Below are 14,420 nucleotides of genomic sequence, written 5' to 3'. Positions count from 1 at the left end.
CCCCATGAGCGATTTCACTACGGTAGAGGTGAGCCACGATCCACGTGGCTTCGCCACCTTGTGGCTCAGCCGCGAGGACAAGCACAACGCCTTCAATGCCTTGATGATCCGCGAGCTGAACATTGCCCTGGGGCAGCTTGCCGACGACGCGGGCGTACGCTTCGTGTTGCTGCGCGGGCGGGGACGGCATTTCAGTGCCGGCGCCGACCTTGCGTGGATGCAGCAGTCGGCGCAGCTGGACTTCAACACCAACCTGGATGACGCACGCGAGCTGGGCGAGTTGATGTATGCACTGCACCGCATCAAGGTGCCGACCCTGGCAGTGGTCCAGGGCGCCGCATTCGGCGGCGCCCTGGGCCTGATCAGTTGCTGTGACATGGCCATCGGTGCCGAAGACGCCCAGCTGTGCCTGTCGGAAGTGCGCATCGGCCTGGCACCGGCGGTGATCAGTCCCTTCGTGGTCAAGGCCATCGGCGAGCGCGCCGCCCGCCGTTATGCACTCACGGCAGAGCGCTTCAGCGGGTTGCAGGCCCAGGCCCTTGGGTTGTTGGCCGAGGTGTACCCGGCCAGCCAGTTGGAGGCCAGCGTGAACCAGTGGATTGAAACCCTTCTGGCCAATAGCCCCCAGGCAATGCGTGCGACCAAGGAGCTGTTGCGCGAGGTCGACGGCGGCACCCTCAGCCCTGGCCTGCGTCGTTATTGCGAGAACGCCATCGCGCGAATCCGCGTAAGCGCCGAGGGCCAGGAAGGCCTTCGTGCGTTTCTGGAAAAACGCCAACCTGCCTGGCAGGCCGATGCAAACAAGGAGCCACGCCCATGAACCGCCCGCCATTGACAACGTTGCTGGTGGCCAACCGTGGTGAAATCGCCTGCCGGGTGATGCGCACCGCCAAGGCCATGGGCCTGACCACGGTGGCGGTGCACAGCGCCATCGACCGTAATGCCCGCCACAGCCGGGAAGCCGATGTGTGCGTGGACCTGGGCGGCAACAAGGCGGCAGACAGTTACCTGCAGATCGACAAGCTGGTGGCAGCGGCCAAGGCAAGCGGTGCCCAGGCCATTCACCCGGGCTATGGCTTTCTTTCGGAAAACGCAGATTTTGCCCGCGCAGTCGAAGCCGCTGGCTTGATGTTCCTGGGCCCACCTGCGTCGGCCATCGACGCCATGGGCAGCAAGTCGGCCGCCAAGGCCTTGATGGAGTCCGCAGGCGTGCCGCTGGTGCCGGGCTATCATGGCCAGGCCCAGGACCTGGACACCTTCAAGCAAGCCGCCCGGCACGTCGGCTACCCGGTCCTGCTCAAGGCCAGCGCCGGTGGTGGCGGCAAGGGCATGAAGGTGGTCGAGGACGAAAGCCAGTTGGCCGATGCCCTGGCGTCGGCGCAACGTGAAGCCCTGTCATCCTTTGGCGATGCGCGGATGCTGGTGGAAAAGTACGTATTGAAGCCGCGCCATGTGGAGATCCAGATTTTTGCCGATCGCCATGGCCACTGCCTGTACCTCAACGAACGGGATTGCTCGATCCAGCGGCGTCACCAGAAGGTGATCGAGGAAGCCCCTGCCCCGGGCCTTTCGGCGGACCTGCGCCGCGCCATGGGCGAGGCGGCAGTACGCGCGGCGCAGGCCATCGGCTATGTCGGCGCTGGCACCGTGGAATTTCTGCTGGACGCCCGTGGCCAGTTCTTCTTCATGGAAATGAACACGCGCCTGCAGGTGGAGCACCCCGTCACCGAGGCCATCACCGGCCTGGACCTGGTGGCCTGGCAGATTCGCGTGGCCTGCGGTGAACCCCTGCCCATCACCCAGGACCAGGTACCGCTCAACGGCCATGCCATCGAAGTGCGGCTGTACGCCGAAGATCCGGCCAATGACTTCTTGCCGGCCACCGGCACCCTGACGCTTTACCGGGAACCGGCTTGCGGCCCAGGCCGGCGCGTGGACAGCGGTGTGAGCGAAGGCGATGCGGTGTCGCCCTTCTACGACCCGATGCTGGGCAAACTGATCGCCTGGGGCGAAGACCGGGAGCAGGCCCGCCTGCGCTTGCTGGCCATGCTGGATGAGTTCGCGGTAGGCGGCGTCAAGACCAACATCGCCTTCCTGCGACGTATCCTGGCCCACCCTGGGTTTGCAGCAGCCGAGCTGGATACCGGCTTCATCCCGCGTCATCAGGAAACGCTTTTGCCCGCCGCGCAGGCATTGTCGGCCGAGGGCTGGGAGGCTGCAGCCCAGGCGTGGTTGCTGAGCGAACCTGCCCGCGCACGCGTGGACGACCCACACTCCCCATGGGCCCGACAAGACGGGCTGCGCTTGGGGACTGGAACTTCGCTGAATGTGCATCTGACCCACAATGGGCATGACCAGGCCGTTACGCTCAACCAGAAGACCCAAGGCATCTGGAGCCTGCAAGGGGATTGGCTGATGCGAGAGCAGGCAGGCCTGCGCACCCGCCACCTGGCCATTCGCAAAGGTGCCAGCCTGTATCTGCACTGGGATGGAGAACTCCACACCCTCGAAGCATTCGACCCGCTCGCCCAGGCAGCCATCGACCTTGCCCATCAAGGCGGCCTGACCGCCCCCATGAACGGCAGCATCGTGCGGGTACTGGTCGAGGTGGGTCAGGCGGTAGAGGCAGGTGCCCCGCTGGTGGTGCTGGAGGCCATGAAGATGGAGCACAGCATTCGGGCCCCCAAGGCCACCACGGTCAAAGCCTTGCTGTGCCAGGAAGGCGACATGGTCAGCGAGGGGGCAGCGCTGGTCGAACTGGAACCGTGAAGGCCGCGGGGTCGCGGTGCCTGACGGCCTGCGGCCCTTGCCTCACCGCACGGGCCACGTGGCCTCAGAACGCCCCGTGTACCCGCACTACCACGCCCAGGAACTCACAGCCGGTTTCGCAGAGCACCGTGGGGTAACGGGTGTTCAACGGCTTGAGCATCTTGTCGCCGCCTTCTTCGACCAATTGGCGGAGCACGGGGGCTTTGCCAGGCTGGCGTGCGATCACCAACCTGCCGGGCTCCACGGGCAACCCGGTATCGACCAGCACGCGCATGCCTTCGGGCACGCTCTTGCCGCTGGCAGCGTTCATCGAGTCGTTTTCCACGGCAAGCCAGAACGCATTGCCGGCAGGCATGTAGTCGGTCTGCTCGTGCACTTCACTGGTTTCAGGCAAAGGGCCCTGCAAGTCCGCCCACTTGAGCACCGGAAAGCGAAAGCTCGCATAGAGCAGGGCCTGTGCGGAAACAGGCGGCTGAGCACCGTAGCGGCCAGGTGTTTCGCGCATCAGGTCGCGCTCGACCACCATGACCTGCGCCTCCAGAAAGACCAGGCCGAGCTTTTCCAGTTTTTCGTTGATGGTCTCCAACGTGGGACGACGGGTGCCGCGAAGCCAGTGCCCTACCCCACCTTGCGTCATGCCCAGGCGCTCGGCCAGTTTCAACTGGCTGAGGTTGTGTTCGCGCTTGTAGCGCTTGAGAAATGCATTCCAATTTTCCATGAGCGGCAACAATACGGACTGTATTGGAAGCAGCAATACACAATCTGAATTATTTATTTGGCGCTAGAAAATACAAATTGACCTATGCTCTGAGTTCATTGTGTTTGACGAGAACCTGGAAGGTATCGCAATGAAACATCCGAAAAACGACGAAACAGATCTCGACAGCGAAGCCGCCCGCCGCGCGCTGGATTATTACCTAAACCCCAACCCGCCCCGCCCTACGCCTGAGAACAGGATTTGGACGCTTCACGAAGGCGTCACACGTGATCAAGCACAGGAGCATGCCATTGCCCTGCTGCGCTGTGCGGCAGCAACCGCCCAGGAAACCGCCACCCACCAGCACGGTGGCCAGCGAGAGCTGCTGTTTGCCTTGATGCACATGATGGACATGGCTCGCGCGCTGCTGGAACACCAGCGCACGGCAGACCCCGCCGCTTGAGGCAGGTTGCCGTGAATGAGAGGGAACGCAGTAGGCGCTTGGCGTGTAAAGCCAAGGCCCCGCTTTGGGGGACAAGGAAGCGCAGCGGTAGATTTTCTACCGTCGTGAATAAAAAATCATTTGACTGGCAAATGATAACGATTATTATTGCACTCAGCTGATCGCGAGATCAGCTGGATAAACCGGAGCTTAGGTCGCTCTCGGATTATCTCCTCATCAGGCTAATCACGGTTTTTGACCCAGCTTTTTGCTGGGTCTTTTTTTTGGCTCTTCAGGCTAATGAAGATCGTGATGGCGGCGATGGTAGCAAAAGTGTTTCCGGGGGTGAACGGCCATTACAAAAGTTTGCCGATTCAGCACTTGAGAATCAATCTCGTTAAGCCTAAGCTCGGCTTCTACGGATGTCCCCATCTGCTCTCTAGCAAGGAACTGCTCATGACCCGCATGCTCTTGCGCCTCCATACGCCTCTGCCCGAGCACGCTGCCGATAGCGATGCTGCCCTGTTGCTCGCACTCAAGCGCCTGCCACGCGCTGCGCAACAAGTGTTTCTGCTAAGCCGTCTCGATCAGCTGGCCCAGGCCAGGGTCGCCACACGTCTAGGCTTGCCCCTACGCAGTGTCGAGCGTCTCATGGTCCAGGCGTTGCTCGCCGGTCAGCCCCGCCCCGATGGCCCGACGAGCCAGGCAGCTCGGTGGTATGTGCGTTTGCAGAGCCCGGACGTCACCGCCTGCGAGCGTATCGACTTTCGTCGCTGGCTGGACGCCTCGCCCAACCACCTGCAGGCGTTCCACGCTACTGAACTGCGCTGGCGCAGCCTTTACGCGCCTGCCCTGGCCTTGGGCCGCGATGGCTGGTATCGCAAGGGTCGCGCTGCCCTGTCGTTGGGTGGATGCTCGATTGCCGCCGCGCTGGGCATGGCCGTACTGGTCTTGCTGGGGCTGTGGACGTGAAAAGGAGCCATTGCCCGTAGCTGACGCCTGCGCTTTGAGCGCCTTACCACAGCGCGATGTCGTACGTCAGGTACAACCGATTGCTGTCGCGGCCCCGGGCAAAGTCCGAGCGGTACACATAGTTGCGCAGCTTGACGCCAAGCCCTTTGGCGGGGCCTGATTGCACGACATACGCAAGCTCTGCATCGCGCTCCCATTCGCTCAGGCCCGCCGCGCCAGAACGGCCGTTATCGCCGCTCAGGTAACGGGTCATGAAGGTCAACCCCGGCACCCCGGCAGCGGCGAAATTGTAGACATAGCTCGCCATCCAGGTCTTTTCATCTTCTTCGATGAACTTGCCGATGCCCACGTTACTGAATGAATACACCGTCGCGCCGCTGATGTATGGCAGTCCCGCTTTGCCATTGAGCTGCTGATAGCCTGCGCCGAACGTGTGGCCGGAATGCGTGTAGGCGATTTGCCCGCTGAGCATGTCATTGTCGATCGGGCCACCGTAGGCCGCGCCGGTGCTTTTGCTCTTGAAGTAACGCAGGTCCGTGGTCAGTACACCGCCAGCCAGCGCATGGTCGTGAACCAAGCCGGCGAAGTCCTGACGGTAGAAGTGCTCGAGCTGGCCGTGGTAGTAGCTCAGGCGCAGCTGTTTGCTGAAGGTGTAGTCGGCGCCGGCAAAGCTGAAGTCTCCGGCTTCGCCGCCACTGTAGCCGTCCAGGTACAGGCCGGTGCTGTTGGATGAATCGCGCTGCTTGAAACGGGTCAAATGCCCGGCCGTGAGGGTCAGGTTATCGAGTGCGGTACTGGTGAGCTGCGTGCCTTGGTAGGTTTGCGGCATCAAGCGAGCATCGTTATGCACCAGCACTGGTAACTTCGGCAACAGGGTGCCATGCCTGACGAGGCTCTGCCCAACACGCGCCTTGACCGTAACGCCGGCACTGGCGAACGTGTCGGCGGCCCGGCCATCGTCATGCACAGGCAAAAGGCCCGTGCCACTGCGGCCACGCCCCGAATCCAGGCGCACGCCCAACAGGCCCAGTGCATCGAGCCCCAGACCCAGGGTACCGGGGGTGTAACCCGACTGGTAATCGAGCAAGAAGCCCTGCGCCCACTCGGTACGCTCGCTCTTGGCAGTGGCTGCGGCGCGGGGGCTCATACCCTGTTCGTCGCGAAAGTTCTCGTTGAAATAGACGTTGCGCAGTTGCAGCTTGAGCTTGCTGTCTTCAATGAAATCGGTAGCGCCGGCCACAGGCAGGCAGCCGCAGAGCAGGCCACAGGCGGCCCCTCGCGCGAGGGTCAAGGACATGATCGGTACTCTATTGTTGTTTTTAGGGTGTAAGCGATGGCGGGCGCCTGGGGGCGCCCGCACCGTTCAGACGAAGAACGACAGCGCGCCGGTCAACACCGCCAATGCAGTGATGACCAGCGAAGTGAGCACTGCCCACTTCACCGTGGCTTTCTGGAAGTCGCCGATGTCCTTGTCGACCATGCCCACCAGCAGCAGGGTCGAGGCGACCAACGGGCTCATCAAGTGCACCGGCTGGCCCAGCACCGAAGCGCGGGCGATCTCCACCGGGTCGATGCCATAGGCGGCGGCTGCATTGGCCAGGATCGGCACCACGCCGAAATAATAGGCATCGTTGGACAGCACGAAGGTAAGCGGCATGCTGGTCAGCGCCACCACCAGCGGGAACCAGTGGCTCCAGGCTTCCGGGATCCAGTCCACGAGGGTTTGCGCCAGGGCATCGACCATCTTGGTGCCCGAGAAGATACCGGCGAAGATACCGGCGGCGAACACCAGCAGCACCACGGTCATGGCGTTGCCCGAATGGGCCAGAATACGTTCTTTCTGCAGTTCCAGCTGCGGGTAGTTGATCATCAGCGCAGCAACGAAACCGATCATGAACAGGATCGCCGCGTGCATCAGGCCCAGCACCAGCGCGGTCATGACCACGATGACCAGCACCAGGTTCACATAGGCCAGACGCGGGCGCTTGTGGGGCGTATCACCCAGGATTTCCTTGATGTAGCAGTTGCCGCCGCCGGACTCCAGGGCCACGTTGCCAATACGGCGTCGTTCGGCACGGCCCAGCAGGTAGGCGGTGAACACCACCCAGGCGGCGCCACCGATCACCGTGGGCAGCATGGGAATGAAATAGTCGGTGGCATCGAGCCCAAGTGCTGCGATGGCGCGGGTGGCAGGCCCGCCCCAGGGGCTCATGCCACTCATGATGCTCAGCGACAGCATTGACACCGTTGCCAGGATCATCGGGTTCATGCCGATGCGCTTGTACAAGGGCAGCATGGCCGCGCAGGTGATCATGTAGGTGGTGGTGCCGTCGCCGTCCAGCGCCACCAGCAGCGACAGCAATGCAGTGCCAATGGCGATCTTGATGGGGTCGCCGTTGACGCGCTTGAGAATCTTGCGGATCAGAGGGTCGAACAGGCCGGCATCGATCATCAAGCCGAAAAACAGGATGGCGAACAGCAGCAAGGCGGCCGACGGGGCTACCATTTTCAGCCCATCGAGCATCATCTTGCCAAGGTCAGGTGCAAAGCCTCCCACCAGTGCGAAGACGATGGGCACGACCGTTAAGGCGACGATCGGGGACAAGCGTTTGCTCATGATCAGGTAGGTGAACGTCACCACCATGATCAGGCCCAGGAGTGCGAGCATGGCTTTTTCTCTCTTGTTTTTATCCGGTTTGGGCCGTCGATGACGCAGACGAGCCCCCTACCCGCGCGCGTTCCTGCGCGCGGGTTGCAGCGTTTTGAGGTCAGGGTGTTGCGGACGTCTTATCCGTGATGGCTTGGTTTGGCGACCCAGGTGGCGTCAGGGCCGACCGCGGCGGGTGCCGGCTCGACCACAGGCTCGCCGTTGAGGCGGCTGAGCAGTATCTGCTTGTCACACGCGTTTTCGGAAATCGACACCACCACGGTGGCCACGGCGTTGCTGGCAAGGCTCGTGAGGGCGCGAGCCTCTGACATGAAGCGGTCGATGCCGATCAGCAGGGCCAGGCCTGCCAACGGGATGTCGTGGATGACTGTCAGGGTCGAGGCCAAGGCCACGAAGCCGCTACCGGTCACGCCCGCTGCGCCTTTTGACGACAGCAGCATGATCGCCAGCATGGTCACCACCTGGCCCAGGCTCAGGTCGATGTTGCAGGCCTGGGCAATGAACACGGCGGCCAAGGACAGGTAGATCGCCGTACCGTCGAGGTTGAACGAGTAGCCGGTAGGCAGTACCAGGCCGACGACCCCTTTCTTGCAGCCAAGCTTTTCCAGCTTCTCCAGCATGCGCGGCAACACAGGTTCCGTGGAAGAAGTGCCCAGCACCACCAGGAACTCTTCGCGGAAATAGCGCAGCAGCTTCCACAGGCTGAAACCATGGGCGCGGCAGATGCCGCCCAGCACGACCAGGACGAAGAACGCACAGGCAATGTAGAGCGTACCGATCAGCTTGGCGAGCGACCCCAGCGAGGTGACGCCGTACTGCCCGACCGTGAACGCCAGGGCACCGAACGCACCGACCGGTGCGAAACGCATGAGGTAGCCGAAGATGCGGAACACCATGGCCGAGGCCGCTTCCAGTACGTCCAGCACCGGTTTGCCCTTCTCGCCCATGGACGACAGCGCGAAACCGCTGAGCACGGCAATGAACAGCACGGGGAGCACTTCACCCTTGTTGAACGCCCCCATGAAGGTGTCCGGGATGATGTGCATGAAAAAGTCCACCACGCCCAGTTTGGCGGCCGAGGCGGTGAACTGGGTCAAGCCTTCGGTGCTCAGAGTGGCCGGGTCGATGTTCATGCCGACCCCTGGCTTGAACAGGTACACCGCAGCCAAGCCGATGATCAGGCTGACAATGGTCAGCCCCAGGAAAAGCAATAGTGTCTTGCTCATCAAGCGCCCGAGCGAGCGCTTGTCGGTCATGCCGGCTATACCGGTGACGATGGTGCAGAACACCACGGGCGCGATCATCATCTTGACCAGCTTGATGAAGGCATCGCCCAAGGGCTTGAGCGCAACGGCCTGTTGCGCCCAGAAGTGACCGACCACTACGCCCAGCACGACGGCGCAGAGGATCTGGAAGTACAGCGATTTGGCAAGTTTCATGAGGCATCACCCATTGTTCATATTGTGCGGATGCGCTTGTTGCAAGGTACAGCGGTCGACCCTTGAGGTGGCTAGCCAGCCAACCTGCGCAAGGTAGGCGCGTAGACGAACCCTGAAAAGAGCCGCCGGGCAGTACGTACTACAGAGGCTTGCAGGGTCTTGCCATCAGCGCCGCTGCGTGACAACGCGACGTCGATGCCACCACTTGGATGCTCAAGACGAACCTGGCTCAGGTCCAAGGCTTGTTCGCCCAGCAGATCCACAATGACGCTGCCGGGGCTGACACAGGCAGTGGCCAGCCCCACAGCACCGGTGATCGCCAGGGCACGGTGGCAATTGTGCGGCATGAAGTAGCGCACCTGGAGCGTGCCGTCGTAGCGCGGCTTGGACACCAGCACCGGCTTGGGGATCACCATGCCGCTGACATCGCCAAGGCCCATGGCCTTGCCGGCTTTGAGGCGCAGGGCTTCCAGACGCTTGAGCAGAGGGCCGTTGGCGTCGAGCTCGTCCGGCGTTTCGGCGCCGGTCATGCCCAGGTCACTGGCCTGGATGACCATCATGGGCATGGCCATGTCGATACAGGTCATGGGCACGCCATCGATCACATCCTTGGCTTGCCCAGTGGGGAACAGCTTGCCGGTCTTGCTGCCAACCGCATCGAGGAAGGTCAGGTGCACCGGCGCGGCAGTGCCGGGCACGCCATCGATGGCGGTACGCCCTTCATAGCGCACGATGCCACCCGGGGTTTCCACCAGCGAGTTGACGAAGGTGCCCGTGTTCAGATTACGAATGCGCACCAGGGTCTTGCCTTCCTGGCCCTTGACCAGCCCTTGCTCGATGGCGAAAGGACCGACCGCGCACAGCATGTTGCCGCAGTTGGGCGCAGTGTCCACGCGGCGCTGGGCGACCATCACCTGCACGAACAGGTAATCGACGTCGGCGTCGGCATGCAGCGACGGGCTGATGATCGCGACCTTGCTGGTCTGCGGGCTGCCGCCACCGATACCGTCGATCTCCAGCTCATGGCCGGACCCCATCAGGTCGATGAGCAATTCATCGCGTTCGACCACATTGGCAGGCAAGTCCCAGGCATGAAAGAACGGCCCTTTTGAGGTGCCGCCGCGCATGAGTACGCAAGGAATTCGTTGCATGATTTCGCACTCTTGTTGATCAATGGACATCATTGATGCCGTGAGCAAAAGAGTGACAGGGATAGATAAATCATTCCAATGCAAATATCGTAGCGATTATTCCGTTTTACAACATAATAAAAATCGACTTCGACCTGAGGTGAATCGTGGAATATGAGCTTCAAGACATACGATCTTTCGTGAAAATCGCCGAACTCGGCAGCTTCCACGAGGCCGCCGAAGTGCTGCATCTCTCGCAGCCGGCATTGAGCCGGCGAATCAAGAAGCTGGAGGAAGGGTTGGGCACCTCGCTGTTGGAGCGCACCACCCGCCGCGTCAGCCTGACCAGTGTGGGCCGCGATTTTCTGCCCAAGGCCAGGCGCCTGCTGGACGACTTCGAGGATTCGATTCTCAGCATCCGGGAGCTGGCCGAACGCCAGACCGGGCAGGTAACGCTGGCCTGTATCCCGACTGCAGCGTTCTATTTCTTGCCGTCGGTGATCCGCGACTACAACGACCAGTACCCCAAGATCCGCATTCGCCTGTTGGACCTGAGCGCCAATGACGGCCTGGAGGCCGTGCTGCGCGGGGAAGCCGATTTTGGCATCAACATGATGAGCGGCCAGCATCCGGACATCGAGTTCGTGTCCTTGGTGCAAGAGCACTTCGTGCTGGCCTGCCGGCGCGATCACCCATTGGCCAACCGCAATGCAGTGACCTGGACCGAGCTTGCCGACTATCGCTTGATCGGTGTCGGCCGATTGAGCGGCAACCGCATGTTGCTCGACCACGCTCTGGCCGGGCTGAATCTGCGGCCCAAATGGTTCTACGAAGTGCAGCACCTGTCCACGTCCCTGGGCATGGTCGAGGCCGGGCTTGGCGTATCGGCCATGCCTAGCCTGGCCATGCCCAGTGCAGACCACCCTACCCTGGTAAGCGTGCCGTTGATTGAGCCGGAGGTCACCCGCACCTTGGGGCTGGTCTACCGCCGCGGCGCCTCGCTGTCGCCAGCAGCGGAGAAGTTCGTGTCGATCCTGCTGGAGAAATGGCCGAACCGCTGAGCATGAAACATTATTAACGCCGGTTAATTCAGCGCTGGGCCCGCCTGCCAATAAGCTATGCGTTTTATTCGGAGTTTTTCCATGCTCAAGACGTTGTCCTGCACGGCACTGCTGGTCGCCACCTTTGCCTGCTCTGCCGCAGAGCCCACCCCTGACCAGGCCCCCACGCTGACCGTGCTCAGCTCCGGCGGCATCATGGGCGCCATCCGCAACGTTGCACCGGCTTATGAACACACCTACGGGGTCAAGCTCAACGTGCTCGCCGCGCCATCGATGGGCCAGACCCCGCAAGCCATCCCGAATCGGCTGCAACGGGGCGAGCCGGCCGATGTGGTGCTGATGGTGGGCTCGGCGTTGGACAAGTTGGTCACCGACGGCAAGGCCGACAAGGCCAGCCGCATCGACCTGGGCAAGTCGTTCATTGCCATGGCCGTACGCAAAGGTGAGCCCAAGCCGGCTATCGGCACAATGGGTGAGTTGCGTCAGGTGCTGCTCGATAGCCCCTCGGTTGCCTACTCCGACAGCGCCAGCGGGGTGTACCTGTCCAAAACCTTGTTCCCGAGCATGAACCTGGGCGAAGGGTTCACCCACAAAGCCCACATGATCCCCGCCGAGCCCGTTGGCAAGGTGGTCGCACGCGGCCAGGCAGCCATCGGGTTCCAGCAACTGAGCGAGCTCAAGCCGGTGGCCGGCATCGACATCGTGGGGCTGATCCCGGCCGAGGGGCAAAAGATGACGATGTATTCGGGTGCGGTGGTTGCCAACAGCCAGCACCGGGCGGCGGCCCAGGCGCTGCTTGACTACATGGCCTCTGCCCAGGCGGACGCCGCCATCGAGAAAAGCGGCCTGACCCCGCTGCCGCACACGGCCCACTAAACTTCAACGCTCGGCTTAGGCACGTTGATCGAAGGCGTGCCCTGCCGGCGTACCGCAGCGTCTGAGACCCATCCTTCCTCGTTCCCAAGGCCGTCGCGATGCAAGACATGCTGCAAGAGATCCTCGACCAGGTGCGCCCACTGCTCAGCCAGGGTCAGGTCGCGCAATACATCCCCGCCCTGGCCCAGGTCGACCCCAACCAGCTGGGTATCGCAGTGCACAGCCTTGATGGCCAACTGCACTGCGCTGGCGATGCCTACACACCCTTTTCCATCCAGAGCATTTCCAAGGTGTTCAGCCTGGTCCAGGCGATCAACCATAGCGGCGAAGACATCTGGTCACGCCTGGGTTACGAGCCTTCGGGGCAGGCCTTCAACTCGCTGGTGCAGCTGGAGGTGGAAAAGGGTCGCCCGCGCAACCCGTTCATCAATGCTGGCGCACTGGTGATCTGCGACATCAACCAGTCACGCTTCGCCACCCCTGCCCTGTCGATGCGCGACTTCGTTCGCCGCCTGGCTGGCAACCCGCGCATCGTCAGCGACACGGTGGTGGCCGAGTCCGAATACCAGCACCGCGCACGCAATGCCGCCATGGCCTGGCTGATGACCGCGTTTGGCAACTTTCATAACGACGTGGACGCGGTGCTGAGCAGCTACTTCCATCACTGCGCGCTGTCGATGAACTGCGTCGACGTAGCGCGGGGCTTTGCGTTTCTGGCCAACAGCGGCTATTGCCCGCACAGCGGTGAACACGTGCTCAGCGCACGTCAGGCCCAGCAGGTGAACGCCATCATGGCTACCAGCGGCTTGTACGACGAAGCCGGCAATTTCGCCTATCGTGTGGGCCTGCCGGGCAAGAGTGGCGTTGGCGGCGGCATCGTGGCAGTGGTCCCCGGGCGGTACAGCATTTGCGTCTGGTCCCCAGCGCTTAACGCTTCTGGCAATTCGCTGGCAGGTATTCGTGCGTTGGAGTTGCTGAGTGAGCGCATCACGGGGTCGGTCTTTTCGGCGGTGCCTTGAGGGCCAGTGCCTACACGTCTGAACCCTTGTCAGACGTGCAAACCCCTTGTTTACAGTCAAGCACGATCGTCCCAAGTAAGATCCAGATGCACATACAGGCCCTCAGGGAGATCAGCCATGAGCATCAACAGCAAAAGACGACGTGACCTGAAAAAAGCCAAGAGAAAGCCTGCTATCGGCGGCGGCAGTGGCCTGCAGCCGTCAGCCCTCTATCAACTGAAGAGCTTTCGCAAAGCGTACATCAAGAGCTGGGGCATCAACTCCGAAGGTCACTTGGCCCAGGGCCACTATTCCTGGATGGCCGAACGCGTAAAGGGCTTCCCGCGTACCCTGGAGATTGGCTGTGGCGTCGGCCATTCCACGCTGGCGCTGCTGCAACAGGGGCATACCGTCGTGTGCGTGGAAGAGAACCCCCAGTGCATTGCGGCGACGCGCAAGCGGCTCGCCGACGAGGGCTTCTGCGTCGAGGTCATTGCCAGGGAAACGCCGGTTAGCCTCGATGAAAACGCCTATCGGCTGATCTACAGCGAAATCCCAGAAGCGCCCGAAGCGGACTGTTTGCTCATCGAGGGCGATGCCCTGAACGACCCCGCCTTGGAAGCATGGCTCGAACGTCAGCCAAAGTTCGACGCCGTCGCGTGCTGGTTGCTGGGTACCCATGATGCACGTGGGCACAACGCCGCGGTCGATCTGGCGCTGATGCCCACAGCCTATGAACATCGGATCTTCGTGCAGAACAGGGTCTACGAGATCGCTGATCGCATTCTTCGTTCTGGCGGTGTGCTGTCAGTGATCGACCGGGCTCAGACGCCGACCACACAGGATATGGTCGAGAAATTGCTGCAGCACCATCGCGAGCAGGCCAGCGTGACGTCCCTGGTGGTGCAACCTGTGGAATACACGCCGCACGTCGAGTCTGAGCAGCAAGGCGCCATGCGTATGATGACCACTAACCCCCTCGATGCTGCAATGGCATTCACGCCTGACGACCCGCCTACGATGTCGCTATGCTCGACGACGTCAGTCAAGCCATGAGGTAGGCGGCTTGTACCCAGGCCAGGTGTTCGGGGATGGATTGATCTGCAAAAAAAGATAGGGGTGTGAAAGAACTGGACCAGAGGCAGGCGCGGCCTTAGTTGTCGTTCGGTTCAGTTCCTTCACACACGGGTGCAGTGTCAGGGGGTAGAGAGCCCTGCACAACTGGCAAAATTAACAGCTGTGCGGGGCTTGAACTTGCCTCTATTGTTGTATTCGTCTGACCGGTATCACTTCGGCTTTATCAAAGCTTGCCACGTGGGATCCAAGTACTGTGCTCCGCACACTGAACGCCAATCTGCAAATTGTGTT

General features: G+C 61.8%; 13 protein-coding genes. 8 read left to right on the top strand and 5 right to left on the bottom strand.

Going from position 1 to position 14,420, the window contains the following annotated elements; translation table 11 throughout:
- Positions 1 to 4 precede the first annotated feature (4 nt).
- Both ACF8R3_RS00370 and ACF8R3_RS00365 read left to right on the top strand, forming a co-directional pair.
- Positions 5 to 820 (top strand): gamma-carboxygeranoyl-CoA hydratase, encoded by an 816-nt coding sequence (locus ACF8R3_RS00370; protein ID WP_182138873.1) that lies wholly within the window; start codon positions 5 to 7, stop codon positions 818 to 820.
- Positions 817 to 2,769: an acetyl/propionyl/methylcrotonyl-CoA carboxylase subunit alpha gene (locus tag ACF8R3_RS00365; protein WP_392514569.1), complete on the top strand. Its 1,953-nt coding sequence runs from the start codon at positions 817 to 819 to the stop codon at positions 2,767 to 2,769. The genes ACF8R3_RS00370 and ACF8R3_RS00365 overlap by 4 nt, the downstream gene beginning before the upstream one ends.
- Positions 2,770 to 2,833: 64 nt before the next feature.
- On the opposite strand, the gene ACF8R3_RS00360 is transcribed toward ACF8R3_RS00365, so the two are convergent.
- Positions 2,834 to 3,487, bottom strand: coding sequence for a LexA family transcriptional regulator (locus ACF8R3_RS00360; RefSeq protein WP_058639566.1), 654 nt, complete (start codon positions 3,485 to 3,487; stop codon positions 2,834 to 2,836).
- 130 nt (positions 3,488 to 3,617) lie between these two features.
- Here ACF8R3_RS00360 and ACF8R3_RS00355 point away from each other — a divergent pair, with 130 nt between their 5' ends.
- Entirely contained in the window at positions 3,618 to 3,929 is a 312-nt protein-coding gene (locus ACF8R3_RS00355) for a DUF6124 family protein (protein ID WP_078478324.1), read from the top strand.
- Positions 3,930 to 4,364: 435 nt separating this feature from the next.
- Positions 4,365 to 4,880: a DUF4880 domain-containing protein gene (locus ACF8R3_RS00350; RefSeq protein ID WP_078478323.1), complete on the top strand. Its 516-nt coding sequence runs from the start codon at positions 4,365 to 4,367 to the stop codon at positions 4,878 to 4,880.
- 43 nt (positions 4,881 to 4,923) lie between these two features.
- Here the strand turns inward: ACF8R3_RS00350 and ACF8R3_RS00345 are convergent, their stop codons facing one another.
- The 4 genes from ACF8R3_RS00345 to ACF8R3_RS00330 form a co-directional block, all read right to left on the bottom strand.
- Complete coding sequence (locus tag ACF8R3_RS00345) at positions 4,924 to 6,177, bottom strand: OprD family porin (RefSeq protein ID WP_078478322.1); 1,254 nt, start codon at positions 6,175 to 6,177, stop codon at positions 4,924 to 4,926.
- Positions 6,178 to 6,243: 66 nt separating this feature from the next.
- Positions 6,244 to 7,548 (bottom strand): CitMHS family transporter, encoded by a 1,305-nt coding sequence (locus ACF8R3_RS00340; RefSeq protein WP_027916232.1) that lies wholly within the window; start codon positions 7,546 to 7,548, stop codon positions 6,244 to 6,246.
- A gap of 119 nt (positions 7,549 to 7,667) precedes the next feature.
- A complete protein-coding gene (gene dctA, locus ACF8R3_RS00335; RefSeq protein WP_058639776.1) occupies positions 7,668 to 8,987 on the bottom strand; it encodes a C4-dicarboxylate transporter DctA in 1,320 nt (439 codons plus the stop codon).
- A 71-nt stretch (positions 8,988 to 9,058) separates the two neighbouring features.
- Complete coding sequence (locus tag ACF8R3_RS00330; RefSeq protein ID WP_078479404.1) at positions 9,059 to 10,138, bottom strand: 4-oxalomesaconate tautomerase; 1,080 nt, start codon at positions 10,136 to 10,138, stop codon at positions 9,059 to 9,061.
- A gap of 146 nt (positions 10,139 to 10,284) precedes the next feature.
- Here ACF8R3_RS00330 and ACF8R3_RS00325 point away from each other — a divergent pair, with 146 nt between their 5' ends.
- The 4 genes from ACF8R3_RS00325 (at position 10,285) to ACF8R3_RS00310 (ending at position 14,108) form a co-directional block, all read left to right on the top strand.
- Positions 10,285 to 11,178: a LysR family transcriptional regulator gene (locus tag ACF8R3_RS00325; protein WP_058605064.1), complete on the top strand. Its 894-nt coding sequence runs from the start codon at positions 10,285 to 10,287 to the stop codon at positions 11,176 to 11,178.
- Between the two features lie 81 nt (positions 11,179 to 11,259).
- Complete coding sequence (locus tag ACF8R3_RS00320; RefSeq protein WP_078478320.1) at positions 11,260 to 12,054, top strand: substrate-binding domain-containing protein; 795 nt, start codon at positions 11,260 to 11,262, stop codon at positions 12,052 to 12,054.
- Between the two features lie 98 nt (positions 12,055 to 12,152).
- Positions 12,153 to 13,073: a glutaminase B gene (gene glsB, locus ACF8R3_RS00315; RefSeq protein WP_058639778.1), complete on the top strand. Its 921-nt coding sequence runs from the start codon at positions 12,153 to 12,155 to the stop codon at positions 13,071 to 13,073.
- Between the two features lie 117 nt (positions 13,074 to 13,190).
- Positions 13,191 to 14,108 carry a methyltransferase domain-containing protein gene (locus ACF8R3_RS00310; protein ID WP_392514567.1) on the top strand — a complete coding sequence of 306 codons (918 nt, stop codon included), beginning with the start codon at positions 13,191 to 13,193 and terminating at the stop codon, positions 14,106 to 14,108.
- The last annotated feature ends 312 nt before the right edge of the window (positions 14,109 to 14,420 follow it).

This window comes from Pseudomonas sp. FYR_7, assembly GCF_043106155.1.
In the GTDB taxonomy this organism is placed as follows: Bacteria; Pseudomonadota; Gammaproteobacteria; order Pseudomonadales; family Pseudomonadaceae; genus Aquipseudomonas; species Aquipseudomonas parafulva_B.
The sequence above is the reverse complement of the archived record's forward strand: the minus strand, read 5'-3'. Positions and strand labels throughout refer to the sequence as shown.

Coding starts and splice junctions, on each gene's coding strand:
- dctA (WP_058639776.1), bottom strand. CDS start 8,987: ATGAAACTTGCCAAATCGCTGTACTTCCAGATCCTCTGCGCCGTCGTG.
- ACF8R3_RS00330 (WP_078479404.1), bottom strand. CDS start 10,138: ATGCAACGAATTCCTTGCGTACTCATGCGCGGCGGCACCTCAAAAGGG.
- ACF8R3_RS00350 (WP_078478323.1), top strand. CDS start 4,365: ATGACCCGCATGCTCTTGCGCCTCCATACGCCTCTGCCCGAGCACGCT.
- ACF8R3_RS00345 (WP_078478322.1), bottom strand. CDS start 6,177: ATGTCCTTGACCCTCGCGCGAGGGGCCGCCTGTGGCCTGCTCTGCGGC.
- ACF8R3_RS00340 (WP_027916232.1), bottom strand. CDS start 7,548: ATGCTCGCACTCCTGGGCCTGATCATGGTGGTGACGTTCACCTACCTG.
- ACF8R3_RS00320 (WP_078478320.1), top strand. CDS start 11,260: ATGCTCAAGACGTTGTCCTGCACGGCACTGCTGGTCGCCACCTTTGCC.
- ACF8R3_RS00310 (WP_392514567.1), top strand. CDS start 13,191: ATGAGCATCAACAGCAAAAGACGACGTGACCTGAAAAAAGCCAAGAGA.
- glsB (WP_058639778.1), top strand. CDS start 12,153: ATGCAAGACATGCTGCAAGAGATCCTCGACCAGGTGCGCCCACTGCTC.
- ACF8R3_RS00365 (WP_392514569.1), top strand. CDS start 817: ATGAACCGCCCGCCATTGACAACGTTGCTGGTGGCCAACCGTGGTGAA.
- ACF8R3_RS00370 (WP_182138873.1), top strand. CDS start 5: ATGAGCGATTTCACTACGGTAGAGGTGAGCCACGATCCACGTGGCTTC.
- ACF8R3_RS00355 (WP_078478324.1), top strand. CDS start 3,618: ATGAAACATCCGAAAAACGACGAAACAGATCTCGACAGCGAAGCCGCC.
- ACF8R3_RS00360 (WP_058639566.1), bottom strand. CDS start 3,487: ATGGAAAATTGGAATGCATTTCTCAAGCGCTACAAGCGCGAACACAAC.